The organism is Vreelandella massiliensis (assembly GCF_900155385.1).
GTDB lineage: Bacteria > Pseudomonadota > Gammaproteobacteria > Pseudomonadales > Halomonadaceae > Vreelandella > Vreelandella massiliensis.
Window position 1 is genome coordinate 1,466,981 of sequence record NZ_LT699745.1, and the last position, 24,120, is coordinate 1,491,100.

At 59.3% G+C, this 24,120-nt stretch carries 23 protein-coding genes; 11 read left to right on the plus strand and 12 right to left on the minus strand.

The window, feature by feature from the left end; all coding sequences use genetic code 11:
- The first annotated feature begins 14 nt into the window (after nt 1–14).
- Together BQ9846_RS11580 and BQ9846_RS11585 are read left to right on the plus strand one after the other, a co-directional pair.
- Nucleotides 15–581, plus strand: coding sequence for a hypothetical protein (locus BQ9846_RS11580; RefSeq protein WP_075881111.1), 567 nt, complete (start codon nt 15–17; stop codon nt 579–581).
- Nucleotides 582–893: 312 nt separating this feature from the next.
- The gene (locus BQ9846_RS11585; protein WP_075881112.1) at nt 894–2,297 is read left to right on the plus strand and encodes a xanthine/uracil/vitamin C permease; all 1,404 of its coding nucleotides are present in this window, start codon (nt 894–896) and stop codon (nt 2,295–2,297) included.
- An 89-nt stretch (nt 2,298–2,386) separates the two neighbouring features.
- On the opposite strand, the gene BQ9846_RS11590 is transcribed toward BQ9846_RS11585, so the two are convergent.
- The 10 genes from BQ9846_RS11590 to BQ9846_RS11635 form a co-directional block, all read right to left on the minus strand.
- The gene (locus BQ9846_RS11590) at nt 2,387–3,565 is read right to left on the minus strand and encodes a vWA domain-containing protein (protein ID WP_075881113.1); all 1,179 of its coding nucleotides are present in this window, start codon (nt 3,563–3,565) and stop codon (nt 2,387–2,389) included.
- A gap of 3 nt (nt 3,566–3,568) precedes the next feature.
- Nucleotides 3,569–4,414, minus strand: coding sequence for an AAA family ATPase (locus BQ9846_RS11595; RefSeq protein WP_075881114.1), 846 nt, complete (start codon nt 4,412–4,414; stop codon nt 3,569–3,571).
- Between the two features lie 100 nt (nt 4,415–4,514).
- Nucleotides 4,515–5,813 carry a Xaa-Pro dipeptidase gene (gene pepQ, locus BQ9846_RS11600; RefSeq protein WP_075881115.1) on the minus strand — a complete coding sequence of 433 codons (1,299 nt, stop codon included), beginning with the start codon at nt 5,811–5,813 and terminating at the stop codon, nt 4,515–4,517.
- A 34-nt stretch (nt 5,814–5,847) separates the two neighbouring features.
- The gene (locus tag BQ9846_RS11605; RefSeq protein ID WP_075881116.1) at nt 5,848–6,759 is read right to left on the minus strand and encodes a LysR family transcriptional regulator; all 912 of its coding nucleotides are present in this window, start codon (nt 6,757–6,759) and stop codon (nt 5,848–5,850) included.
- A gap of 50 nt (nt 6,760–6,809) precedes the next feature.
- The gene (locus tag BQ9846_RS11610; RefSeq protein ID WP_075881117.1) at nt 6,810–7,877 is read right to left on the minus strand and encodes an ABC transporter ATP-binding protein; all 1,068 of its coding nucleotides are present in this window, start codon (nt 7,875–7,877) and stop codon (nt 6,810–6,812) included.
- Nucleotides 7,874–8,920 (minus strand): ABC transporter ATP-binding protein, encoded by a 1,047-nt coding sequence (locus BQ9846_RS11615; RefSeq protein ID WP_075881118.1) that lies wholly within the window; start codon nt 8,918–8,920, stop codon nt 7,874–7,876. Before BQ9846_RS11615 ends, BQ9846_RS11610 begins: the two co-directional genes overlap by 4 nt.
- Nucleotides 8,921–8,927: 7 nt before the next feature.
- The gene (locus BQ9846_RS11620; protein WP_075881119.1) at nt 8,928–9,869 is read right to left on the minus strand and encodes an ABC transporter permease; all 942 of its coding nucleotides are present in this window, start codon (nt 9,867–9,869) and stop codon (nt 8,928–8,930) included.
- Complete coding sequence (locus BQ9846_RS11625) at nt 9,866–10,912, minus strand: ABC transporter permease (RefSeq protein WP_075881120.1); 1,047 nt, start codon at nt 10,910–10,912, stop codon at nt 9,866–9,868. The genes BQ9846_RS11620 and BQ9846_RS11625 overlap by 4 nt, the downstream gene beginning before the upstream one ends.
- Before the next feature lie 104 nt (nt 10,913–11,016).
- The gene (locus tag BQ9846_RS11630) at nt 11,017–12,618 is read right to left on the minus strand and encodes an ABC transporter substrate-binding protein (RefSeq protein WP_075881121.1); all 1,602 of its coding nucleotides are present in this window, start codon (nt 12,616–12,618) and stop codon (nt 11,017–11,019) included.
- Nucleotides 12,619–12,845: 227 nt separating this feature from the next.
- Complete coding sequence (locus tag BQ9846_RS11635) at nt 12,846–13,238, minus strand: glutaredoxin family protein (protein ID WP_075881122.1); 393 nt, start codon at nt 13,236–13,238, stop codon at nt 12,846–12,848.
- 216 nt (nt 13,239–13,454) lie between these two features.
- On the opposite strand from BQ9846_RS11635, the gene mpl reads away from it, so the two are divergent.
- The 3 genes from mpl to BQ9846_RS11650 are packed head-to-tail and all read left to right on the plus strand — an operon-like array spanning nt 13,455 to nt 16,111.
- The gene (gene mpl, locus BQ9846_RS11640; protein WP_075881123.1) at nt 13,455–14,846 is read left to right on the plus strand and encodes a UDP-N-acetylmuramate:L-alanyl-gamma-D-glutamyl-meso-diaminopimelate ligase; all 1,392 of its coding nucleotides are present in this window, start codon (nt 13,455–13,457) and stop codon (nt 14,844–14,846) included.
- Between the two features lie 3 nt (nt 14,847–14,849).
- Nucleotides 14,850–15,485 carry a flavin prenyltransferase UbiX gene (locus BQ9846_RS11645; protein ID WP_075881124.1) on the plus strand — a complete coding sequence of 212 codons (636 nt, stop codon included), beginning with the start codon at nt 14,850–14,852 and terminating at the stop codon, nt 15,483–15,485.
- Nucleotides 15,486–15,502: 17 nt separating this feature from the next.
- Nucleotides 15,503–16,111, plus strand: coding sequence for a LysE family translocator (locus tag BQ9846_RS11650; RefSeq protein WP_075881744.1), 609 nt, complete (start codon nt 15,503–15,505; stop codon nt 16,109–16,111).
- Nucleotides 16,112–16,115: 4 nt separating this feature from the next.
- Here BQ9846_RS11650 and BQ9846_RS11655 read toward each other — a convergent pair whose 3' ends face one another.
- Nucleotides 16,116–17,045: a diguanylate cyclase domain-containing protein gene (locus tag BQ9846_RS11655; RefSeq protein WP_075881125.1), complete on the minus strand. Its 930-nt coding sequence runs from the start codon at nt 17,043–17,045 to the stop codon at nt 16,116–16,118.
- A complete protein-coding gene (locus BQ9846_RS11660; RefSeq protein WP_075881126.1) occupies nt 17,045–17,902 on the minus strand; it encodes a hypothetical protein in 858 nt (285 codons plus the stop codon). Before BQ9846_RS11660 ends, BQ9846_RS11655 begins: the two co-directional genes overlap by 1 nt.
- 150 nt (nt 17,903–18,052) lie before the next feature.
- Between BQ9846_RS11660 and BQ9846_RS11665 the strand changes: the two genes are divergently transcribed.
- The 6 genes from BQ9846_RS11665 (at nt 18,053) to rodA (ending at nt 24,109) form a co-directional block, all read left to right on the plus strand.
- Complete coding sequence (locus tag BQ9846_RS11665; RefSeq protein ID WP_075881127.1) at nt 18,053–19,354, plus strand: glutamate-5-semialdehyde dehydrogenase; 1,302 nt, start codon at nt 18,053–18,055, stop codon at nt 19,352–19,354.
- On the plus strand, nt 19,351–20,031 hold the full coding sequence (gene nadD / locus BQ9846_RS11670) for a nicotinate-nucleotide adenylyltransferase (RefSeq protein WP_075881128.1): 681 nt from the start codon (nt 19,351–19,353) through the stop codon (nt 20,029–20,031). Before BQ9846_RS11665 ends, nadD begins: the two co-directional genes overlap by 4 nt.
- Before the next feature lie 92 nt (nt 20,032–20,123).
- On the plus strand, nt 20,124–20,513 hold the full coding sequence (gene rsfS / locus BQ9846_RS11675) for a ribosome silencing factor (protein WP_075881129.1): 390 nt from the start codon (nt 20,124–20,126) through the stop codon (nt 20,511–20,513).
- Entirely contained in the window at nt 20,510–20,977 is a 468-nt protein-coding gene (gene rlmH / locus BQ9846_RS11680) for a 23S rRNA (pseudouridine(1915)-N(3))-methyltransferase RlmH (RefSeq protein WP_075881130.1), read from the plus strand. Before rsfS ends, rlmH begins: the two co-directional genes overlap by 4 nt.
- Before the next feature lie 60 nt (nt 20,978–21,037).
- Nucleotides 21,038–22,945, plus strand: a complete 1,908-nt coding sequence (gene mrdA, locus BQ9846_RS11685) for a penicillin-binding protein 2 (protein WP_075881131.1) — start codon at nt 21,038–21,040, stop codon at nt 22,943–22,945.
- A gap of 3 nt (nt 22,946–22,948) precedes the next feature.
- Nucleotides 22,949–24,109 (plus strand): rod shape-determining protein RodA, encoded by a 1,161-nt coding sequence (gene rodA / locus BQ9846_RS11690; protein ID WP_075881132.1) that lies wholly within the window; start codon nt 22,949–22,951, stop codon nt 24,107–24,109.
- Nucleotides 24,110–24,120 lie beyond the last annotated feature (11 nt).

The window sequence follows — 24,120 nt, forward strand, 5'->3', positions numbered from 1 at the left end:
TTAAGGATAGTGAAATGAAAGTGGTGCATGTCAAAGACATTGAACAGCGCGAGGCTTGTTTGGCCCGTTTGTGTGCCGAGGTCTATGGTCAGCAAGCGGGGTTAACGCCATTGGTTCTTTTTGCCGGTACCCGCCGCGTTCTGTTCCCTCAAGAAGCCGCTCGCTTGCTGGCACTGGTAAATAACCAGGGTGCTCCCCAAGCATTGGCGCTTTTGGTGCTGGATGAAGTGGGGGAGGGCATGACCGTGCGCCTCTCCTGCACGTTGAGCGGTGATATTGAGGCGCGAAAGCGCCTGATCAAGGAGCTCTCGCTTAAAGCGCCGTTGAGGGTTGAGGTGGATGCCCCAGATGAAGAGGCGCTTTATCACGCCAGTGGCGTTACGCGCTGGTTTGATGGCGCGGATAATCGGCGCATCGGCCTTAGTGCGCGTCACCCTGCGCGCGATGCCGCTGAATTGACCGACACCTTGAGTTTCGATGAGCAGGCCATTTTGCGCCGCTTTAAGCACGACCCCAAAAGCTTTGAGGAAGACAAAAAGCGCTTTGTCGAGGGCTTGGCAGGGTTCCCCGAAACGCTCTAGTCACCCTTATCGGGGCTTCTGCGACCAAAGGATGACGTTTACGTAAAGTGATTTTTGTGCCGCGCATTGTCGACACGTAAGCGTCTTTTCACCACCGGTTACCCCCATTTTCCCCGCTTTTTTGCCCGATTTCTGCGATTGTCCGTTTTTACCTCAACTTTTATGTCGACAATGTCGGGTTGGCAGGGCTGGGTTATGCACGAAAGGTCGAATGTTATCTCGGTAAAGAGCCACGTAAAACAGCAGCCACTTAACAATAACAATATAGATGAGGATGCGATGATAAATAACCAGACACCGTGAGGAAACGACGTGCTGCTCAAACGTGAATACGGGGAAGAACACCCCTATTGGCCGGTTGGCCCCTTCAAAGTTCGCCTGCCTTTTATCCATTTCCGCTGGGAAGTGCCAGAAACCATCCAAGCTCTGGTGATGTTTGTCATCGGCTTGGGCATGATTCCGCTGCTTGAGCAGTACCTAGGTCTTCCGTACGACGTCGCGCTGGCGTATGTCGTGGTGTGTGGCATCGGTTTTATGCTGCCGCCGCTTTTGGGGGTGCCCTTTGTCGCCGGGTGGATTACACCGGCGATTCCCGTCGTGCTGCTGTTTATCGGTCAGTTTGAACCCGGTCCCGAGGCAATCAAGGCGATGGTCGCGCTGCAGCTGATGGTGACGGCGATTTTCTTGTTCATGGCGGTGACGCGGTTAGGCTCTCGGCTTGTGAACAGCGTGCCTGACTCCATCAAAGCCGGCATTTTATTAGGGGCCGGCATCGCGGCCATCAGCGGGGAAATCAGCGAGGGTGGGCGTCTGTACGCAACACCGATTTCCTTGGGTATCGGTGGATTGATCACGCTGTATGTGCTCTTTTCGCTCTCGTTTCGTGATTTGACCGAGAAGTACCGCTGGGCGCGCAATATTGCCGCTTACGGGATGGTGCCCGGCATGCTGATCACCATGGCGATTGGCTGGGGCGTGGCGGAGTACCCCATGCCCACGGTGGAGTGGGGCGTAGAGCTACCGGACTTCGCGGGTATTTGGGCCTATTTGCCGTTTAGCATTGGCGCGCCGGGAATCGACCTTCTCGTGGCGGCGATCCCCACGGCGGTCATCGCCTACATCATTGCCTTTGGCGATATTATCGTCGGCCAAACGCTGATCAAGCGCGTTGACCATTTGCGCCCGGATGAAAAAATTGAAGTCAACGTGGACCGTGTGCATCTGATCACCGGTTTGCGCAACCTCATGCATTCGCTTTTTGCCCCCTACCCAGGGCTTGCCGGGCCGCTTTTTACCGGGGCAATGGCAACCATTGCCGAGCGCTACCGCTATGGGCGCAAGGCGATGGATACCATCTACTCGGGTGCTTCTGTTTTCTGGATCGTGGGCTTTCTGGCGCTGTTCATTCTGCCGCTGGTCACCCTGTTCCGCCCGGTGCTACCTATCGCGCTGTCGATTACGCTGCTGATCACGGGCTATCTCTGTATTGCCGTCGCGGTTGAGCAGATCAAGAATGCCACCGCCATGGGCGTTGCCGGCATCATGGGCGTAGTGCTCGCCACACACGGCGCCGCTTGGGGCTTGGGGATCGGCGTGATTCTCTACTTTTTGATTGAGCATCGCGCGCGCAGCGCGGCGGAAAAAGAGGCCGAGGAGCCGATCCACGTCGAAGAGGATATGCCGGTTGAGGGGGTAGAGGAAAAGCCGGCGGGGTAGAGTCGCTAAAGAGAAGGTAAAAAGCCCGGCAGCGTCATGACACTGCCGGGCTTTCACGTTCTGCTTGCTGTCGCTATTTGTTGTTGTCGCTATTTGGCCAGTTCGCGCATCGCGGTTTCCAGGCCTTCCAAGGTCATGGGGTACATGCGGTCATCGATCAGCTCGCGGATGAGCTGCGTCGAGTAGGTGTACTCCCAGGCCCGAGGCGGCATGGGGTTAAGCCATGCCAAGCGCGGGAACTTGGCTACCAACCGCTTGAGCCATATCCCGCCCGGTTCTTCGTTAAAGTGTTCGACGCTGCCGCCGGGGTGGGTGATTTCATACGGCGACATCGCGGCGTCGCCGACGATCACCACTTGGTAGTCTTCGCCGTAGGTGTGCAGCACGTCCAGGGTCGGAACGCGCTCGTCAAAGCGACGTGCGTTCTGCCGCCATAGCCCTTCGTACAGGCAGTTGTGAAAATAGTAGGCTTCTAGGTGCTTGAACTCGGAGCGCGCCGCCGAGAAGAGCTCTTCGCAGGTTCGAATGTGGTCGTCCATGGAGCCGCCAACATCGAGCAGTAAAAGCACTTTCACCGCGTTATGCCGCTCCGGGCGCATCTGTACGTTGAGCAGGCCGCCATCACGCGCCGTTTCACGGATGGTGCTGTCGATATCGAACTCATCCAGCGCCCCTTGACGGGCAAACTTGCGCAGGCGCCGCAGCGCCATCTTGATGTTGCGGGTGCCAAGTTCCAGCGAGTCGTCGTAATCGCGAAAGCGGCGCTCATCCCATACCTTAATCGCGCGGCGATGTCGCGAACCGTCTTGGCCGATGCGGATGCCTTCGGGGTTGTAGCCGTAGGCGCCAAAGGGGCTGGTGCCGCCGGTGCCGATCCATTTATTGCCGCCGGCATGACGCTCTTTTTGCTCTTCCAGGCGTTTCTTGAACGTCTCGATGAGCGCCTCCAGCCCACCCAGGGACTCGATCTGCGCTTTCTCTTCGTCGCTGAGCTGTTTTTCAAATTCGCGCCGCAGCCACTCATCGGGGATAAGCGCCTCGATGGCGGCGTCCCTATCCTCCAGCCCTTTAAACCAGGCGGCGAAGGCGCGATCGAAGCGGTCAAAATAGCGCTCGTCCTTGACCATCACCGTGCGCGCCACCTGATAGAACGCCTCCATGTCGGCGAACACCACGCCGTGCTCGACGACGGCGTGAAGGTCTAACAGTTCACGCAGCGAAACGGGTACGCCGGAGCGCTTGAGTGCATCAAACAGGCCAATAAACATGGCTTAACGGCCTTTGCGGCGCAGCATAAACGCCAAGCGCTCAAGCAGTTGGGTGTCTTGTTCGTTTTTGACCAAGGCGCCTGCCATCGGCGGCAGTGCCTTGGCGGGGTCGCGGTTGTAGAGCGCCTCTTGGGCGAGTTCATCGGCCATGAGGAGCTTTAGCCAGTCGACCAGTTCAGACGTGGAGGGTTTTTTCTTCAGCCCCGGTGCGTCGCGCAGATCGAAAAAGACTTCCAGTGCTTGGCTGACCAGTCGCGGAGCGATATCCGGAAAGTGCACGTCGACAATCGCCTGCATGGTCTCGCGGTCGGGAAATTCGATGTAGTGGAAAAAGCAGCGGCGCAAAAAGGCGTCCGGCAGCTCTTTTTCGTTGTTCGAGGTGATCACGATAATTGGGCGCTGCTCGGCGCGGATGGTTTCACCGGTTTCATAGACGTGAAACTCCATGCGGTCGAGTTCTTGCAGCAGGTCATTGGGAAACTCGATATCGGCTTTATCGATCTCGTCAATCAGCAGCACCACGCGCTCGCCGGCGCTAAAGGCCTCCCACAGTTTGCCGGGTTTAATGTAATTGGCGACGTTTTCGACCCCTTCAACGCCGAGCTGAGAGTCGCGCAGGCGGCTCACCGCATCGTACTCATAAAGCCCTTGCGCCGCCTTGGTGCTGGATTTGATGTGCCAGGTGATTAGCCGGGTGCCAAGCGATGCGGCCATCTCTTCGGCGAGAAGGGTTTTACCCGTGCCGGGCTCGCCCTTGATCAGTAGGGGGCGCTCAAGCGTGACCGCGGCGTTGACCGCCTGCTTGAGCGCATCGGTTGCGATATAGGATGAAGTGGAATCAAACGCCATGGGGTGCCTCGGCTTAGCTAAACGCGTGGAAAAGAATTCAAACAAGTGTACGTGAGGGGCGTGGGTCTGGCCAAGTCCGCGTTTGCCCCCGCGTAAAGCCTCAGGGCGTTAGGTTGTCGAAACCGTCCGGGGTGATGACGACATTGTCTTCGATGCGGATACCGCCGCAGGGGGCGAGCTGATCGACCCGCGTCCAGTTGATCGGTAGCGAGGTGTTGCGCAGCGGCATCAAAAGCATGGGAATAAAGTAGAGCCCCGGCTCAATGGTGACCACCATGCCCGGCATCAAGGTGCGGGTTAGGCGTAGGGCCGGGTGTGCCTCCGGCGCTGGAGAGGGTTCGCCGCTGGCGGTGCGAAGCCCCGCCACGTCGTGGACGTGAATTCCCAGCGAATGACCAAGACCGTGGGGGCAGAACGCGCGGGTCACGCCCTCGGCGATTGCTTGCTCCCGCGAGCCGCTAAAGAGGTCATGGTCGATGAGCACTTCGGCGAGTTCGTGGTGCATCTGCTCGTGCAGGGTAACGAAATCCACCCCGGGCGCCAGGCGCGCGATGAGGCGGTCTTTAACCCCGTGCAGGGCGCCAATCAGTGTCTCGAACAGGGCGGGGGCGTCCGGCCCGACGTGGGTGCGGGTGATATCGGCGCTATAGCCGCGAAAGCGCCGCCCGGCATCTACCAGCAGGCTGAAGCGCTGTCTAGGCGCTCTCACGTCGTAGTGCTGATAGTGCAGCACGCCCGCGTGTTGGTTCATGCCGATGATATTGGCATAGGGGACATGCGATTCGCGCTGGCGGCTGGCGGCGAGATAGGCAAGCTGGATATCCAGCTCGCAGGAGGCGCCGGCAAACGCCGCGTGTGCCGCCTCGTGTCCCGCCATGGCGAGCCGATTGGCTTCGCGCAGGCAAGTAATTTCGTAGTCGCTTTTGATCATGCGCAGCTCATCTAAGGCATGAACAAGCGTTTCCGGGTTGGGCTGGCCTTGGGGAAGCGCCGCCCCGCTTTCGCGGAGGGCGTTGATGTCGCCGACAATGGCACTGCGCTCGCCAAGCGCTGGCATGGTCACGTCGGTGCAGAGCTTGACCTCGAATTCGCCCACCCAAGGCTCTTGGGGCAAGGCGGTGGGCAGGTGCCAAAAATCGGTGGGCGCGTAGAGGTAGAGCGTGGGGCGCTGGTCGGGATGGATCACCAGCCAACTATGCTCGGCTTGCCACAGCGGTACCCAATGCACGAAGTGGCCGAATGCCTGAAAAGTGGGCATCTGGTCGTCGCCGTAGTGGGGCGTGGCGTGGCCGCTGTAGAGGGCGATGGCGTCATAGTCGTACTGCGCCATGAGCGAACGATAGGCGCTTAGCAGGGTGTCGAGATGGGCTTTTTGCTGACGGAAAAGCGTTTCAGACATAATCAACCTTGAAAATGAGTCACGAAAAGCGAAGTTAGCTGCGCGATGACGGTAGCTCACTCCAGAAAGTGTCAAGACCGGCGTGGTGCTGGCTCGGATGGCGGTAAAGACGCAGCTCGAGCGGAACATCCCAGCGGCCATCACCCGCACGCACCAGCGTGCCGTCGGCTAACGCCGCCTGCACCGTGCGCTCGGGCAGCCAGGCCATGCCATAGCCCAATGCTAAAAGCTCTTTGATACTCACCGCGTAGGAGATCTCACTCTGCACGTTGAGAAAGGCGCTGTGTGGCAGACGGGCAAGGTGATTTTTTAATACCGTCCCTAACAGACTGCGCTTGGGGTAGGCCAGCCACGGCAGTGGCGCCTGGCGTGAACCGGGCAGGGTAGCGCACGGCTCGCCATTGGCGGTAAAGGCAGTGACGGGGATGAGACGCTCGTGGCCTACCACGCGGTAGAAGCTATTGCCGGTGTCGATATCCAGCTCGCAGCGCTCGGTGGGCCAGTAACACAGCGCCAGGTCGCACTCCGCCCGCGCCAGCGCCTGAAAGTAGTCGTTTGCTACCCAGCCGGTGGCGCGCAGGTAGGGCTGCACGCGCGTCTGCCAGCCGCTTGCCACCAACCACTCGGGCACGAAGTGCGCCAGTAGGCTTTGTGGAGCGGCCAGCATGATGCGGCGCTGCTGCCCGGCATTGATCTCGCGCACGCGGTCGCGCGTTAAGCGCACCCGCTCGGTCACCTGTTCGCAAAGGGTGAGAAACTCCTCCCCGGCGGGAGTGAGCGAGAGTGGCAGCGTTTGACGGTTGATCAGCGTGACCCCCATCTCTTCTTCAAGCAGCTTAATACGCCGCGAGAAAGTGGGCTGGGTAACGTGCTGTTCATCCGCGGCGCGGGAGAAATGTCGGGTTCTGGCCAGGGCGATAAAATCTTCTAGCCAGCGAATTTCCATGATCTTTTCCCTGTTTTAGCGTCCCTCGTGACTGTCTTGCCGACTATACGTTACAGGCGGCCTTCCTCAACAGCGTGACATGCCACGCGGGTGCCGTCATCCTGGGTTTGCAGCACCGGGATCTCCTGCCGGCAGCGCGCATTGGCGTAGGGGCAGCGACCATGGAACACGCAGCCACTGGGCAAGTTCACCGGCGTCGGGACTTCGCCTTCCAAGCGCACGTGTTGCGGGCGGTCATCCTCCAGGCGCGGAATCGCCGAGAGCAGCGCCTGGGTATAGGGGTGGCGCGGCTTGGCGAACAGCGTCGCGGTGGTGGCGATTTCGCACACCGTGCCGAGGTACATCACCGCGACGCGCGTGCCGAAGTGCTCGACCACGGCAAGGTCGTGGGTGATGAAGAGGTAGGTCAGATTGTGATCGCGCTGGGCGTCCATCAGCAGGTTCAAGACCTGAGCCTGAATGGAGACATCCAAGGCTGAAATGGGCTCGTCGGCGACGATGAATTCAGGGTCGACCGCCAACGCCCGGGCGATGGCGATGCGCTGGCGCTGGCCACCGGAGAATTCGTGGCCGAAACGCTTACCCCAGTCCGGGTCGATCCCCACCGAGTGCATCACCTCTTCGACCTTGGCGACGATCTGCTGGCGGTTCCAGTCAGGGTGGTGCAGGCGTAGCGGCTCTTCGAGCGTTTGCTGAATCGTCATACGCGGGTTCAGCGACGCATACGGATTCTGAAAAATCATCTGCATGCGTTTGCGGTAGGGCAAAAGCGCCCGCGAACTCAAGTTGTCGATGCGTTCGCCAGCGTAGCGGATCTCGCCGGCACTCGGCGTGATAAGCCCCATGACCGTACGCGCGACGGTGGACTTACCGCAGCCCGATTCGCCTACCACACAGAGCGCTTCGCCACGCTGGATATCCAGGTTCACCCCGTTGATGGCGTGTACGAACTCCTGATGGCGCACCAGCTTCCCGCCTTTAAAGCGCAGCTGGTCGAGAAAATCCCCTGACAGCGAAAAGCGCTTCTTTAAGCCGCGAATCTGTAGCAGCGACTCCGTGCTTTCTGCGTTTTGCGTGGGAATGCGGTTATCCGTCATGACCTCTGCCTGCGCGTTCATGGGTTGGTCTCCTTCAAGCGGTTGGCATCCCCGGCCTCTTGTTCTTCGCGTTCTTTTTCGAGTAACTCTGCCACCATGTGGCAGGCCACCTGGCAATTACCCGAGGTGACAAATTCTGGCACCTGCTGGGTGCAGGCCGGGCGCGGCGTGCCGTCGGCGCGGTTAATGAAATCGCAGCGCGGATGAAAGGCGCAGCCGCTAGGCAGGTTGGAGAGCGACGGCATGCTGCCGCGAATCTGGTTGAGCCTTTCCCCCGGGGTCGCCATTTGCGGCAGCGCATTGATCAACCCTTGGGTATAAGGGTGTTGCGGGTCGTTGATGATTTCGCGAGTCGGCCCTTGCTCGATCACGCGACCGGCGTACATGACCAGCATACGCTGGGTGACCTGGCTGACCACGCCCAAATCGTGGGTAATCAGAATCAGCCCGACGTTGTGCTTTTCACACAGCTCCAGCAGCAGCGCCATGATCTCAGCCTGGATGGTGACATCCAGCGCCGTGGTGGGCTCGTCGGCGATGATAATATCCGGGTCAAGCAGCAGCGCGATGGCGATAATAATGCGCTGGCGCATACCGCCGGAGAGTTCGTGCGGGTATTGATCCAAGCGCGCTTCCGGCGAGGGGATCTGCACCTGACGCAGCTTGTCCAGCGCGATGGCGCGGGCCGCTTTGGTCGAGATGCGCCGGTGGGCTTTCAGGCACTCGACCATCTGCTCGCCGATAGAGAGCACCGGGTTGAGCGTCATCATCGGGTCTTGGAAGATCATCGAAATGCGGTTGCCGCGCACCTTGCGCAAGGCCCGTTCGGACAGGCTGTTAAGTGGCTTGCCGTCAAAGATAATCTCACCGCCGGCAATGTAGCCCGGTTTGGCGATTAGGTTTAAAAGGGTGAACGCCGCCACGGACTTACCCGCGCCAGACTCGCCGACAATGCCTAAGCGCTCGCCGCGCTCCAGGGTGAAATTGACATCGCGCAGGGCGCGGACATCGCCCTGGCGCAGGGCAAAACGCACATCGAGGTGGTTGACTTCTAGCAGTGCCATGGGAGTGTCAGCCTTTGTAGAGTCTTGGATTCATGACATCGCGCAGCCAGTCGCCGAGTAGGTTGATCGACAGCACCAGCACGACCAGTACCGCACCCGGGATCAGGGTGATCCACCAGGAGCCGGACTGGATGTAGTCAAAGCCCGCTTTGATCAGCGAACCAAGCGACGGGTGGGTTTCCGGCATCCCGAGGCCGAGAAACGAGAGCGCCGCCTCGGAGATAATCGCGTTGGCAATCTGCACGGTGGAGATAACGAAAATTGGCGACAGGGTGTTGGGCAGCACGTGACGGAACATGATCCGCTTGCTGCGCAGGCCCATCACACGGGCGGCGTCCACGTACTCCTTGTTCTTTTCGGCGAGTACCGAGGCGCGCACGGTACGGGCATACTGAGGCCACTCGGCAAGCCCGATAATCAGCACCAAAAGCGGCACGGCGTAAGTGCTGAAGGTTGCCCCGCCGAAAATGGCCTTGACCAACGCCCCGACGATAATGGCCACCATCAGGGTGGAAAACGACAGCTGGATATCGGCAAGGCGCATCAAAAACGCATCAATGCGCCCGCCCAAATAGCCGGCTAGCAGACCGAAGCAGACGCCCAACATCGCCTGCAGTGCCACGGCGCCAAAGCCGATAATTAGCGATACTCGCGCCCCGTAGAGGATGGTCGAGAGCATGTCGCGCCCTTGGGCGTCGGTGCCGAGCAGGTACTGCGGGTCGCTGCCCTCCACCCAGAAGGGTGGGAGCTCCGAGGCCAGAATATCGATCTGCGCCAGGTCATAGGGGTTCATGGGCGAAAGCCAGGGCGCCAGCACGGCGATGGCCACCAGGGCGATAAACACCGCCAGGCTGAGCTGAGCGACGATATCGCGCTTGAAGCTGTAAAACAGATACGAGTCGCAAAAGCGTTCCCAGCGGCTGGGAAGCGCGGCAGAGGATGAGTTCATGCGGACTGTCCGGTCAGTTTGACGGTGGGGTTAACCAAGCCGTAGATCAGGTCGACAATCGTGTTGGTGATCACAAAGATCAGGCCCACGATCATGAGGTACGTCACGATGAGCGGGATGTCGGAGCGCTCGATGGCGTCCAGAAACATCAAGCCCATGCCCGGCCACTGGAAAACGGTTTCGGTCAGAATGGTGTAAGCCACCAGGGTGCCGATCTGCACCCCGCCCACCGTGATGACCGGCAACATGGTATTTTTCAGCGCATGCAGAAAGTAAATGCGGCGTAGTGAGATGCCTTTTGCGCGGGCAAACTTGACGTAGTCTGACTGCAACACTTCCAGCATTTCGGCGCGGATTAAGCGGATAAACAGCGGTAGCATGATCGATGCCAGCGAGATGGCGGGCAGCACCAGGTAAGTTAGCCCCTTCAAGCTGGCGAAATTGGTCTCCCACGGGCCAAAAACATGCACCGGATCGCCGCGCCCGTAGGCGGGCATGCCGCCCTCGGTGGAGATAACGTCGTTGAGCCAGCTGCCCCAGGCGGTATCGGCGGGGAAAGGCGTCCAGGTGACGCCGATGGCAAACAGTTGAATCAACGTGATGGCGGTAAGAAACACGGGGATCGAGATACCCACAATCGACACGCTCATAAAAAAGCGGGATAGCCAGGCGCGCGGCTTGATCGCGCTGTAAACCCCGATTGGGATCGAGAAGACAATGATTAAAAAGGTCGCTGCGGCCACAAGCTCAAGGGTGGCGGGCAAATGGCGAGCGATAACCTCGGTGGTCGGCTGGTTAAATACATACGAGTAGCCGAAATCGAACTGCGCGGCGTTAACGGCGAAGCGGAAGTACTGCACCAAAAAAGGGTCGTTGAGCCCAAGCTCTTCACGCAGTTCGGCGCGTTCGCTCTCCGGCACTGATTGGCCGACCATCTGCTGAATCGGGTCGCCCAGGTTGTCTTGTATAGCAAAGGCGATAATGCTGATGACGAACATCACCAGCAGCGCATGAAAAAGGCGCTTAACCATAAAGGCGATCATGGGGCGTATCCTGTAGGAAAAAACAGGGAGCGGCTCGCTCCCGCCGGATCAGGGCAGGAGCGAGCCTTTAGCGTATACCTTGGGGGAAAACAGGTGGGCGAGGGTTATTCGCTTTCCATCACTAGGTCACCCAGGTATGGGAAGTTCATCACGTTAAGCACCGGCTCGATGTTGACATGATTGGCGGAGGCCCAGGCAAGATCCTGCCAGTGCAGCGGGAGGATGGCCGCTTCGTCATAAAGCGTCTGCTCCACTTCCTGCAGCATCGCCGCGCGCTTTTCCAGGTCCACTTCTACGTTGGCTTCCGCTACCAGGGCATCAAGCTCCGGGTTGCAGTAGTTACCGGCGTTGTACTGGCCGGCACCGGTGTCCGCATCCTGGCAGGCGGTCAGGTACTCGTGGAAGTTGGCGCTATCCTCGGTGTCGGCGTGCCAGCCAATCAGCATCATGTCGGCGGCGCGGTCGTCGTACTCGCCCCAGTACTGCGCTTTGGGCAGCGTCTTGAGGTCCACGTTGACGTTGATACGCGCCAGCATCGCTGCTACCGCCTGGGCAATTTGGGCGTCATTCACGTAGCGGTTGTTGGGCGCCATCATGGAAATGTCAAAGCCGTCGGCGTAGCCTGCCTCTGCCATGAGGGTTTGCGCACGCTGTAAATCGTAGCGCGGCTTAAGGCTTTCCACATGCCCGGCGTAGCCTTCGGGGGAGAACTGTGCTGCCGGTGTGGCGAAGCCTTTCATGAGGCGGTCGGCAATGCCTTCTTGGTTCACGGCATAGGCGAAGGCTTCACGCACGCGCGGATCTTGAAACGCTTCGACACGCTCTTGGTTCATGTGGAAGAAAATGATCCGGGTACCCGACATGGTCACCAGTTTCGCATTGTCGCTTTGGCGTACGCGCTCAAGGTCATTGGGCGGTACTGGCGCGATAAAGTCGACATCGCCGGAGAGCAGTGCCGCCACGCGGGTAGCATTCTCGCTGATCGGCGTGAGAATGATGGTGTCGACGTTACCCGGTGAGTCGGTGTCCCAGTAGTTGGGGTTGCGCTCAAACTCGGTGCGCACGCCCTGTTGGCGTTCGGTGACGGTGTAAGGACCGGTACCCGAGACGTTACGCGACGCGTAAGAGTTGCCGTTTTTGACGATTTCGTCTTTCGGGTCGCCGTCTTCGTCTTCACCTGAGTAGTACGCGCTATCCATAGGGAAGACGTAGGTCGCCAAGTTCAACAGCAAGGGGTAGGGCTTTTTGGTGACGATCTCCACGGTGTAATCGTCGACGGCGGTGACGCTTTCAATGGGATCGAAAATGGCTTTGAAATCGGGGCTGCGCTTTAAACGCTCAATGGTCCAGACGACATCGTCGGCGGTGAAGGCATTACCACTGTGAAACTCAACGCCTTCGCGCAGTGACATCCGCATGGTGGTGTCGTCAACCTGCTCCCAGCCGGTGGCCAGGCGCGGCTCAAACTCAAGCGCGTCGTTCCAGCGGACCAGCGGGTCGTGGGTCATGTGCGAAAGCTGCAGGATGCCGCCGGAGAGCTGTTCGTGGATATCCAGGGATACCGGGTCGGCGTCATAGGCCATGCGCAGCGTATTGTCGGCATGAGCGGCGGAGGATACAAGGGCGGAGCCAACAAGCGTTGCCGCTACCGCAGAAGCGAGAAGCGTCTTTTTAAGCGTTGAGGCTTGAAAGGTTTGCTGAGCCATTATCTTTCCTATTGTGGTTTTGATACAGCGTCACGTTCGGTCTTTAGTAGCGTACGTCACAGATAACCGTCTGAGATAACATAGAGATCAGCGCTTAAAGGCCACAATCGAAATAATGAGAGGCTCTATTCATCTCCTGAATGACCCGCAGCAACGGGGGCTTTGCGTCGTTGCGGGTTAGACCAAAGGCTAAAAGATGAAGTAAACGAATGTTTTAGCGCAGCGCGTTATCCTTGACCGAAACGCTGGTGCAGGTAGGCGATAATATCGTCGGACTCATACATCCACTCTTCATGCCCGTCGTCATGGGTAATTTTCAGACACGGCACCTTGACGCGGCCACCGCCTTCTTGCAGCGCCTTCTTATGCGCCGGGTCGAGTTGGGCATCGCGTAGCTCGATATTGAGCCCTAACCGCGCCATCTCTTTGCGCACCTTGATGCAAAATGGGCAGGTACGGAATTGATAAAGGGCGAGTTTTTCACAGGCGTTATCCACTTCCGCCTGCTCCTCGGGTGTGCGCTCAACGGATTGGGGGGTGGAGAGCTTTTCGCTGATCAGCATCACCGGCGCGAGCACGAGACGAACCCCGCGAAAAAAGTAGCGAATCAAGGTGCGCATAAGGAACTCCTATCGGGAAAGCGTGAAGTTATGGAGAAAAAGGTTTCGAGAGTGCACGGTGCGGGCATCCTGCATCAACTCATGGGTTTTGTCACATGGGCATAGGGGCCGGATGAGTTGCGCCGGCTGTCGTGCTAGGCTTTAGCGCTGTTTGACTACACCAGCACGAAAACGTTTTATCCTGTGCAATGAGACACTTAAAGAGGCGTTGCGGCCATGCATCTGCATATTATCGGGATTTGCGGCACTTTTATGGGCAGTCTTGCGCTTCTCGCCCGTGAGCTGGGCCACCAGGTCAGCGGCTCCGACGCGAACGTGTATCCGCCGATGAGCACGCAGCTACAAGAGGCCGGTATTACCCTGCAAGAGGGGTATCGGGCCGAGAACCTAACGCCCGCGCCGGATGCGGTCGTGGTGGGTAATGCTCTGTCGCGCGGCAACGTGGAGGTCGAAGCGCTACTCAATAGCGGTTTGCCTTACACTTCCGGTGCGCAGTGGCTGGCCGAGCATGTGCTGCCGGGGCGCAAGGTGATCGCGGTGGCGGGCACCCACGGTAAAACCACCACCGCCAGCCTCTTGGCGTGGCTTTTAGAAAGCGCGGGGCTCAAACCGGGCTTTTTGATCGGCGGCGTGCCGCGCAATTTCGGCGTGTCGGCCCGGCTTGGCGATAGTCGTGCGCCTTTTGTGGTGGAGGCCGACGAGTACGACACCGCCTTTTTCGATAAACGCTCGAAGTTTGTGCATTATCGCCCCCAGATCGCGGTTCTGAATAACTTGGAGTTTGACCACGCCGATATCTTTCCCGATTTGGCAGCGATAGAGCGCCAGTTTCATCATCTCGTGCGCACGGTGCCAAGCCAGGGGCAACTTCTGGTGGCTGACGATCAGCCGGCGCTTGATCGCGTGCTGGCGCAAGGCGTATGGACGCCGGTGGCGTACTTTGGCGCGGCCTCGAAAAGCGCGTGGCGGCTGGTGTTAGAGCGCGAGGATGCGAGCCGCTTTCGGGTCATCCGGCGCACCCCCAGCGGCGAAGAGGATGCCGTGGTGGATTGGCCGCTCACCGGCGAGTATAACGCCCGCAATGCCCTTGGGGCGCTCGCCGCCGCTTCAGCCTGCGGCGCGGATCTGGCGCGTAGCTGTGCGGCCCTGGCACGCTTTGAAAACCCCAAGCGGCGCCAGGAAGTGCGCGGGGAGGTCAACGGCATTCAGGTGATCGATGATTTTGCCCACCACCCCACGGCGATTGCCGCGACCCTTAAAGGCCTGCGCGCCGCCACGCCTAAAGGCCGCCTCTTGGCGGTGATCGAGCCGCGCTCCAACACCATGCGCCTAGGGGCGCTGAAAGCGCAGCTCAATGACAGTGTCGCCGCGGCGGATCACGCGTTTTGGTATCAGCCCGCAGCGCTTGACTGGTCGCTAAAAGCGTTGATCGCCCCTCAAGGCGAGCGCGCCAGCGGCTTTGATGATCTCGATGCGTTAGTTCAGGCGGTGGTCGCCCAGGCGTCACCCTTGGACCGTATTGTGGTGATGTCCAACGGCGGTTTTGGCGGCGTACATGAGCGCTTATTGGCAGCGCTTGAAACACGCGCCCAACAGGGAGAGGCGTAAGCAATGGCAGCTTTCAAACCGCCAGTGACCGTGGCGCTAACCGGCGCATCGGGCGCACAGTATGGGTTACGCCTGATCGATGTGCTGGTGGCGGCCGAGCATGAAGTGTGGGTGATGATCTCCAAGGCAGCGCACATGGTGATCGCCACCGAAACCGAGTTCTCGCTACCCGCTCAGCCGCAGCGCCTGGCCGAGTCATTGACGGCGCGCAGCGGCGCCGCCGAGGGGCAAATCCGCTGTTTTAGCCGCGAAGACTGGATGGCGCCGGTCGCCTCTGGTTCAGGGGCGCCGTCGTCGATGGTGATTTGCCCGTGCTCCACGGGCACGCTCTCCGCAGTGGCGACAGGGGCCAGCAATAATCTGATCGAGCGCGCAGCGGATGTCGCCATCAAAGAGCGCCGTCGGCTTGTCATGGTGCCACGGGAAGCGCCCTTGTCCCCCATCCATTTGGAGCACATGCTGACCTTAAGCCGCCTGGGCGTGGTGATCCTGCCCGCAGCACCGGGGTTTTATCATCAACCTCACAGCATCGATGATCTGATCGATTTTATCGTCGCCCGGATTCTCAATCAGCTGGGGATTGAGCATGCGTTGGTGCCGCGCTGGGGCGAGCAAGCCACCACGACAAAGGGAGTTTGACCGTGCTCTCATGGGCGATGTTATCGGTCTTTGTGCCGACATTTTTGCTGGTGTCGTTAACGCCAGGGATGTGCATGACGCTAGCAATGGTGCTGGGGATGACTCAAGGCGTTAAGCGTACCCTTTGGATGATGGCCGGCGAGCTTGTTGGCGTTGGGTTGGTGGCCGCCGCCGCCGGCGTGGGGGTGGCGGCACTTATGCTCAAACACCCGGAAATTTTTGCCCTGTTTAAATGGGTAGGGGGGGCGTACCTGGCCTATTTGGGCGTGATGATGTGGCGCTCGCGTGGGCGCATGGCGATCCCCTCCGAACTGGAGACCGGGCCGCCGGCCGGGCGGTTGCAGCTGGCGATGCAAGGCTTTATCACCGCGGTGGCCAACCCCAAAGGCTGGGCGTTTTTTATGGTGCTGCTACCGCCGTTTCTGGATGATAGCAAACCACTGTTTTTACAGCTTGGGATGCTGATCGCGGTGATCTTGACCATTGAACTGGCCAGCATGCTCACTTATGCCACGGGGGGTAAAACCCTACGACGCCTACTGGGTAAAAGTGGCAACGTCAGGCTGTTGAATCGCCTATCGGGCACGCTCATGATCGGCGTGGGGCTATGGCTCGCCTTGGGCTAAGCCACTAGACAGCAGATGCCAGGGCTTGCGCGCGTGCCTCCAAGCGCTGGATGAAGAGAGGGAACTCTTCGCGAGCCCGGGGCAAGCAGGAGGCAATCCGCACTTCAAGCTGGCCCGTTTCCACCAGGACACAGCCTGAAATCGCGCGCTGCAGGCGCTCTCGCACCAAAAGAGCACCACTTTCGCTGGTGTCCGGCAGTACCAACCAAAAAGAGGCGCTTTCGGCTCGCCCCAAAATATCGTGGTCACGGCAACGGATGTTGATCTCGTGGCATAGCGCTTCCAGTAGCGCCTGTTGGGCGCGATGCCCGAACTGCTCACCGGCCATGTCATATTGCGGTAAATGAATGACCAGCACGGCTAAGCCGCGGTTGAGCACCCGTGCCCGTTGATGCTCGCTATGTAGACGTTCGTGCAGGGTGTCTTTGTGAAACGCATCGCAATCGTCGTCGTTGGGGTCGGTGGCGCGAAGAAGTGCCTGGCGCCGGCCATGCTCCCAGCGCGGGAGAGCAAGCAACAACGTCACCACGCAAAATCCTACCAACCAGTTGGGTGATGCGTGATGTAAAGCAGGCAGCCACCAAACAAGAGGAATCATCGCGGCAATGAGTCCCAGAGCCACCCAAAGGGGCAGAAGAATGAAACCCGCGGTCAGCGGTAGCCCCAGCCATAATAAGGAGACGTTTACCTGTTGCGACAGGGCCGCGACCACCACGATATACGTACTCGCCAGCAAAACCAGGCGTGGCACATAGGGCGGAAAGCCTTTGCCAATATGCATCAAAAGCGCGCTCGAGAGCAGCACCACCATAAACCCGGGGATAAGAAGTTCGCTATAGGCGCCTAAGGCGTAAAGCCAAAAGGTGTAACTTGTCATCAAGACTAAGCTTGCGCTGTAGGCGAGCATCATTAGGCGCTGCGGTATATGCTGCATTATGGCGCCTCCAAAGCGTTGTCAGCGGCCTTGAAGTGAGTAAGGGAGTGGAGGTTGAGCGGATTGGTTTCGATCACAATGAGCTCAAACGAGCGGGTTTCCAATACGTCGGGAAGCTCTCTTAGCAAGTGTTCGCGGCGCTCTTTGGCCTCTTTGGGGGTGCGGGAGAGCAGCAGCGTCGCAAGCGTGGTGCTGTTGAGGCGGTATACGTTCTCAAAGTAGTAGGTTCGCTCGCAGAGGGTGCGCGCGACCTGCCAGAGTTTTTGCCGCTTTACCCGTAGGATGATCAGTTCGCCGTGGATACCTTCGCGCTCGCAGCGGGTCTGCTCTTTAGGTAAGTCGCGCAATAGCTGTTCGCGAGCCCAGAGATTAAAGCCGGGGATGAGGCGCAAGCGCTGGCGAATGGTGCCATGCATATCGGTCAGTTGGCGCGCCCGGGAAAGGGCTAAAAGGCATACTACGCCCAGTGACAGGGCTAATAACGCCACGCTGGGCAGCGATAGCTGAGGCGCTATCATCGCGAGGCTCACGGCCATGCCACTAAGGTTAAAGGCCGCCACCCAGTGCATTTGTGGCAGCATAAAAAGCGCGGCCCATGCCCAAATCAGCAGGTTATGGCGCTCTGGAGCAGCAGCGATAAGCCCGATTAAAAGCGCCCCAGGGAGAAGTTGCCATGGCACCCCGCGGGAACGGCGGTGGCTAAACTCTAATAGCATGGCGGTCATCAGCAGCCAGCCAACGGAAAGCCATAGTACCAGTGCGGCCTTAGGCGGTGCCGCGGGAGTCCATAGGGCTAAGACCAGCGCCGCGGCGAGTAAATTGCCGCGTAGCGGCTGTATTTTGTATTTACTTTGCATGGTGCCTTATGATTAGTCCTCGCGTTTTAGAGAAGGCGCGCTTAAGCGCAGCCGCGACGCCGTATTTTGAGGTTACCCCGCATCATACTGACTTCACTACGTGTTGCCTAAACTCACTATAGTTGTTCCATCATAACGCACGGAGAGGGCATGAGCGTTTCTACCCCGTTATCTAATTCCGCCGTTGAGTTAACTGCTGATATTCCAGCGTATATGCGCGCCGTCGGGGGCGCTGCCCGGGATGCCGCGCGCGAGTTGCGCCGTGCTGATACCGGCCGCAAAAACCGCGCTTTAACGGCGATGGCCGAGCGCTTAAATGCTGCTCGCGAAGACGTCCTGGCGGCCAACGCGCTGGACATGCAGCGCGGCCGCGAGAGCGGTCTAGACGCGGCCCTGCTCGACCGCCTCGCCCTTAACGATGCCCGTCTTGATGCCATGGTCGAAGGGCTTAAACAGGTCGCCGCGCTGCCCGACCCAGTGGGGGAGATCGACGGCCTGCGTGCTCGGCCCAGCGGTATCCAGGTGGGGAAGATGCGCGTGCCGCTGGGGGTGATCGGGATCATTTATGAATCACGCCCTAACGTCACGATGGAGGCGGCGAGTCTGTGCCTAAAATCAGGCAACGCCTGTATTTTGCGCGGTGGCTCGGAGGCGGCCTCATCGAACGCCGCGCTGAGCGCGTGTATTCAAGCCGGCCTTGCCGATGCGGGCCTGCCGGCTGGCAGCGTCCAGGTCGTCGCCACGACCGACCGTGCGGCGGTGGGGGAGCTGATCAGCATGCCGGAGTTTGTCGACGTCATCATTCCCCGCGGTGGCAAGTCACTGATCGAGCGTATCTCCCGCGAGGCGCGAGTGCCGGTGATTAAGCACCTCGACGGTGTTTGCCACGTCTACGTGGATGCCTCGGCAGACTTGGACAAGGCCCGCGCGATTGCCGTTAACGCCAAAACCCACCGCTACGGCACCTGCAATACCATGGAAACACTGCTGGTGGATGCCAAGGTGGCGGATACCTTGCTGCCCGAGCTCGCGAAGGCCTATGCCGAGCACAGCGTCGAGCTGCGCGGCTGTGAGCGCACGTGCGCGCTTTTGCCCGATGCCGTGCCCGCAAGCGAAACGGATTGGGCGGAAGAGTATTTGGCCCCGGTGCTGGCGATTAAAATCGTCGACGGCATTGACGAGGCCATCGCGCATATCGAGCGCTACGGCTCGCACCACACCGATGCCATCGTCACCGAAAACTATTCGCTGGCGCGCCAGTTCATGGCCGAGGTCGACTCAAGCTCCGTGGTGGTGAATGCCTCCACCCGCTTCGCCGACGGCTTCGAGTACGGGTTGGGCGCCGAGATCGGTATCTCCACCGATAAGCTCCACGCCCGGGGCCCGGTTGGGTTAGAGGGGCTGACAACGCAGAAGTACGTGGTGCTGGGTGATGGCCAGGTGCGTCAATGACAGTATCTGATCGCCCAGCGCGTATCGGGATGTTTGGTGGCACCTTTGACCCTGTGCATCTGGGGCACCTGCGCAGCGGCGTTGAGCTTTGCGAGGCGCTGTCGCTGGATCGGTTGCACATGATACCCGCGCCGCAACCGCCGCTTCGCGATCGTCCCAACGTCTCGGCGGAGCAGCGGCTGGCACTGCTTGAGGCGGGCATTGGCGATACCCCCGGCTTAGTCGCGGACGGGCGTGAGCTGCGCCGGGATGGCCCGTCCTACAGCTTGCTAACCCTGGAGGAGTTGCGGGATGACTATGGCGGTGATGCGCGGCTGATCATGGCGCTTGGCCAGGATGCTTTTTTAAAGCTGGCCGACTGGCATCAGCCGGCGCGGTTGTTTGAACTCGCGCACATTGTGGTGATGGCTCGCCCCGGCTACGCCCCAGAGCGCTCGGAGGCACTGGCGGAACTGCTCGGCGGGCGTGAGGTCAACAGCGTGGCCGAGTTGATGACCACACCGCAAGGGCGCGTATTGGCGGTGACACTGCCGTCTCCTATGCGAATTTCTGCCACCGGTATTCGCCAGCGTTTGGTCAAAGGCGAGAGCGTGCGCTATCTGCTCCCTGAGGCGGTAGAGCGTGACATCGCCGCTCAACGCCTTTACGCGCTGCCAGATAGCGGCGATACGGCGTAGTAAATGCCCTTGAATAAGCGCTGGCAGTCACAAAATAAGTGGTTACAATGGCCAGCTTTATCCCCTACCCATGAGGTTGGCACTTAGGAGTCATGCACATCGATACACTGAAAAAGCTAGCGATTGACGCGCTAGAAGAACTCAAAGCCCGCGATATTACCCAGCTTGACGTGGCAAAGCTCACCGACGTCACCGATCTGATGATCATTGCCAGTGGCACCTCAACGCGTCACGTCTCGGCGTTGGCACAAAACTTGGTCGAAAAGGCCAAAGCCGAAGGGATGCAGCCCCGCGGAGTGGAAGGCGGCAGTAACGCGGACTGGGTGCTGGTCGATCTCGGCGATATCATCGTCCACATCATGCTTCCCGAAGCACGCGCCCTTTACGATCTTGAGCGCTTATGGGCGGATTTGCCCGCCGATAGCGCCACCGCGCACGAGCTTGTGCGCGAACGGATGGAAGACCAGGTCTCTGGTTCATGAAAATCCGTCTACTCGCGGTGGGTACCAAAATGCCCGCTTGGGTAGAAGAGGGCGTGGAGACATATCGTAAGCGTCTGCCGCGCGATTTTAGCCTTGAGATAGAAGAGATTGCCTTGGGGCAGCGCGGTAAGAATGCGGATGTTGCCAAGGCACGCGCGCAGGAGGCCGAGCGTATTCGTCATAAGCTGAAAGGCGATGAGCACATTGTGGCCTTGGAAGTGAAAGGCAAGCCATGGTCCACAGAGGCGCTGGCTCAAGAGGCCGATCAATGGCGGATGTTGGGAAAAGACATTGTGCTCTTGGTGGGGGGACCCGATGGGCTAGATCCTTCGCTTACGGCACAGGCAGATAACGCTTGGTCATTATCGCCGCTAACGCTTCCTCATCCCCTGGTCCGCATTATGCTGGCCGAGCAACTCTACCGGGCTTGGACCTTGCTCGTCGGCCACCCTTATCACCGCTAACGCCTTGAAAAGCGCCCCGTCGGCGGGCGTTTTTAGACAGTTTTGAGACCTGGCCGCACTATGCCTCAGCGCTTTGATAGATTAAAAAACAGTGAGTTTGAGCTGCGCATCTTTCGGGTGCGCGCGTTGCTTGCTTTACTGGTCGTGACGGCGCTGTTGGCACTCCTAATGGGGCGGCTGGTCTATCTTCAAGTCGTGCAACACGACCTTTACAGCACGCGTTCGGAAAATAACCGCGTGCGGGTTGAGCCGCTGCCGCCCACGCGGGGTCTTATTTACGACCGTAACGGCGTGCTGCTGGCGGAAAACCGCCCCACCTACAATTTGACCATTGTGCGTGAACGGGTAGACAACTTGGATAAAACCCTTGCGCTGTTGATCGAACTGCTGAATTTACCCGAAGAGGAGGTGGAAGCGTTTCATCTGCGCTCCCGCCAGCGTCAGCGCCCCTTCCAGCCCGCGCTTTTGATTAGCGATTTAAGTGAGGCGCAAATCGCCCGCTTGGCGGTTAACCGCCACCGTCTACCAGGAGTTGAAGTGGAGGCGCAGCTTTTGCGCTACTACCCCGACGCTGAGGTGATGGCACATGCACTGGGCTATGTCGGCCGCATCAACGCCGAAGAGCTCAAAACGCTGGATTCAGGTAGCTACGCGGGAACGCACTTTATCGGCAAAACCGGCGTTGAGCTTTTCTATGAAGAGGAGCTGCATGGCGAAGCCGGGCTGCGCAAAGTGGAAACCAACGCCCGGGGGCGTGTATTGAGCGAGCTGGGCCGAACCGACCCGACGCCGGGTAAAAACCTCACCCTAACGCTGGATAAAGAGCTGCAGTTGCTGGCATACGATCTGCTCGATGGCCGGCGCGGCTCGATCGTGGCCATTGAGCCGCAAAGTGGCGATATTCTCGCCATGGTGTCGGCGCCGGGGTTTGATAGCAATCAGTTTGTCACCGGTATCGATGTGGCTTCGTACCGGGGGCTTCAACAGGATCTTGACTTGCCGTTGTTCAATCGTGCGATTCGGGGGCACTACCCGCCGGGCTCCACGATTAAGCCATTTTTGGCGCTGGCAGGCTTGCGTGAAGGCGCCATCACCCCGGAGTCGACCATTAACGACCCCGGCTATTTTCAGTTACCCAATGACTCGCGCCGCTACCGCAACTGGTTGCGCTGGGGGCATGGCCGCGTGGACCTTGAGCGCTCGATCGCCGTTTCCAATAATACGTTCTACTATTCGCTAGCCCATGACTTGGGTATCGATAAGCTGCACGAGCAGATGACGGCGTTCGGCTTTGGTCAACGCGTGGCGCACGACGTCCAGGGCGAAAGTGATGGCTTGATGCCTTCACGGGAGTGGAAGCGCGAGCGCTATAACCAGCCCTGGTATCCGGGGGAGACGCTGTCAGTCGGCATCGGCCAAGGCTATTGGCAGGTCACCCCGCTGCAGTTAGCAGCCGCCACGGCAACGCTGGCCAATCGCGGAGAGTGGGTGAAACCGCGGTTGGCGAGTCAACTGGGTGAGGCGCCTCTCCCCCGCGAATTGCCCGATACCCCCGACGATATCGACCTCAGCCAAGAGAGCTGGTGGGATAGCGTGTTCAGCGGCATGGAGAAAGTATTGAGCGGGCATGAGGGTACCGCACGGCGTACCGGCGTCGACCTAGCGTATCGCATGGGCGGCAAGTCGGGCACCGCGCAGGTTTTTTCGCTGGGTCAGGATCAGCGCTACGATGCGGATGAACTGGAGGAGCGGCTGCGTGATCACGCCCTGTTTATGGCCTTTGCACCACTAGAGGACCCACAGATAGCCGTCTCCGTGATTGTCGAAAACGCCGGCGGGGGAAGCACCCACGCCGCCCACTTAGCGCGCGCGATGACGGATGCCTGGCTTCTGGAAGATGACGCGCCCGATGTTGATGAAGTCCGCGATACGCTGGAAAACAGCGACGACAATATAGAGGGTCTTTAACGAATGTCGTGGTTGACGCTGACACGCGGCTTGCGCCGTTACCCCGTTCGCCCGCCTGACAGCGGTATGGCCAGACGCAAAAGCCTTTGGGAGCGAATCCATCTCGACCCTTGGCTGGTCGGCCTTTTGCTGCTGCTGATGGCGTCGGGACTGGCTGTTTTATACAGCGCTTCGGGCCAACGCATCGAAGCCGTCTACGCGCAAAGCCTTCGCTTTGGTGTGGGCTTGGTGGGCATGGTGATCATCGCGCAGTTTTCCCCCCGGACCTTTTTGCGCTGGGCGCCCGTGGCCTACGGCGCGGGCTTGTTGATGCTTTTGGCGGTTGAGTTTTTTGGCGATATGGGCATGGGCGCTAAGCGTTGGCTGGTCATCCCGGGCGTGGTGCGTTTTCAGCCGTCGGAGATGATGAAACTGGCGGTGCCGTTGATGGTCGCCGCTTACTTAAACCGCTGCGAGTTACCGCCTAAGCTGCGCGATATTCTGGTCTGCGCCGTGCTGATCGGGCTGCCGGTGTCTCTCATTGCCTCTCAGCCGGATTTAGGCACGTCGTTATTGGTCGCCAGTGCCGCCGTTATTGTGGTGCTTTTGGCCGGCCTATCCTGGCGTTTGATCGGCTTGGCTGCGGTACTGGCCGCCTCGGCTTTGCCGCTTCTATGGATGAACCTGCATAACTATCAGCGCCAACGCGTGCTCACCTTTTTGAGCCCCGATAGCGACCCCTTAGGCTCTGGCTGGAACATTATTCAGTCCACCACCGCTATTGGCAGCGGTGGCCTTTGGGGTAAGGGGTGGCTTGAGGGCACGCAGTCACAGCTTGAGTTTCTGCCTGAGCGCCACACCGATTTTATCTCTGCCGTGCTGGGTGAGGAGTTCGGCTTAATGGGCATGCTGACGGTGCTTCTGCTCTATTTTATGATCGTATGCCGAGGACTGTGGCTCGCTAGCGCCTCGCAGGATGCCTTTGGACGTTTGGTGGCGGGCAGCATTATTCTCACCTTTTTTATCTATGTCTTTGTTAATGTCGGCATGGTCAGCGGTATTTTACCCGTGGTAGGCGTGCCATTACCTCTGATTAGCTTCGGCGGCACCTCCAGTGTGACGCTATTAGCAGGGTTTGGCATTTTAATGTCGATACATGCGCATCGCCGGCTTCTGTCGCGCTGAGCGCCCGGGGC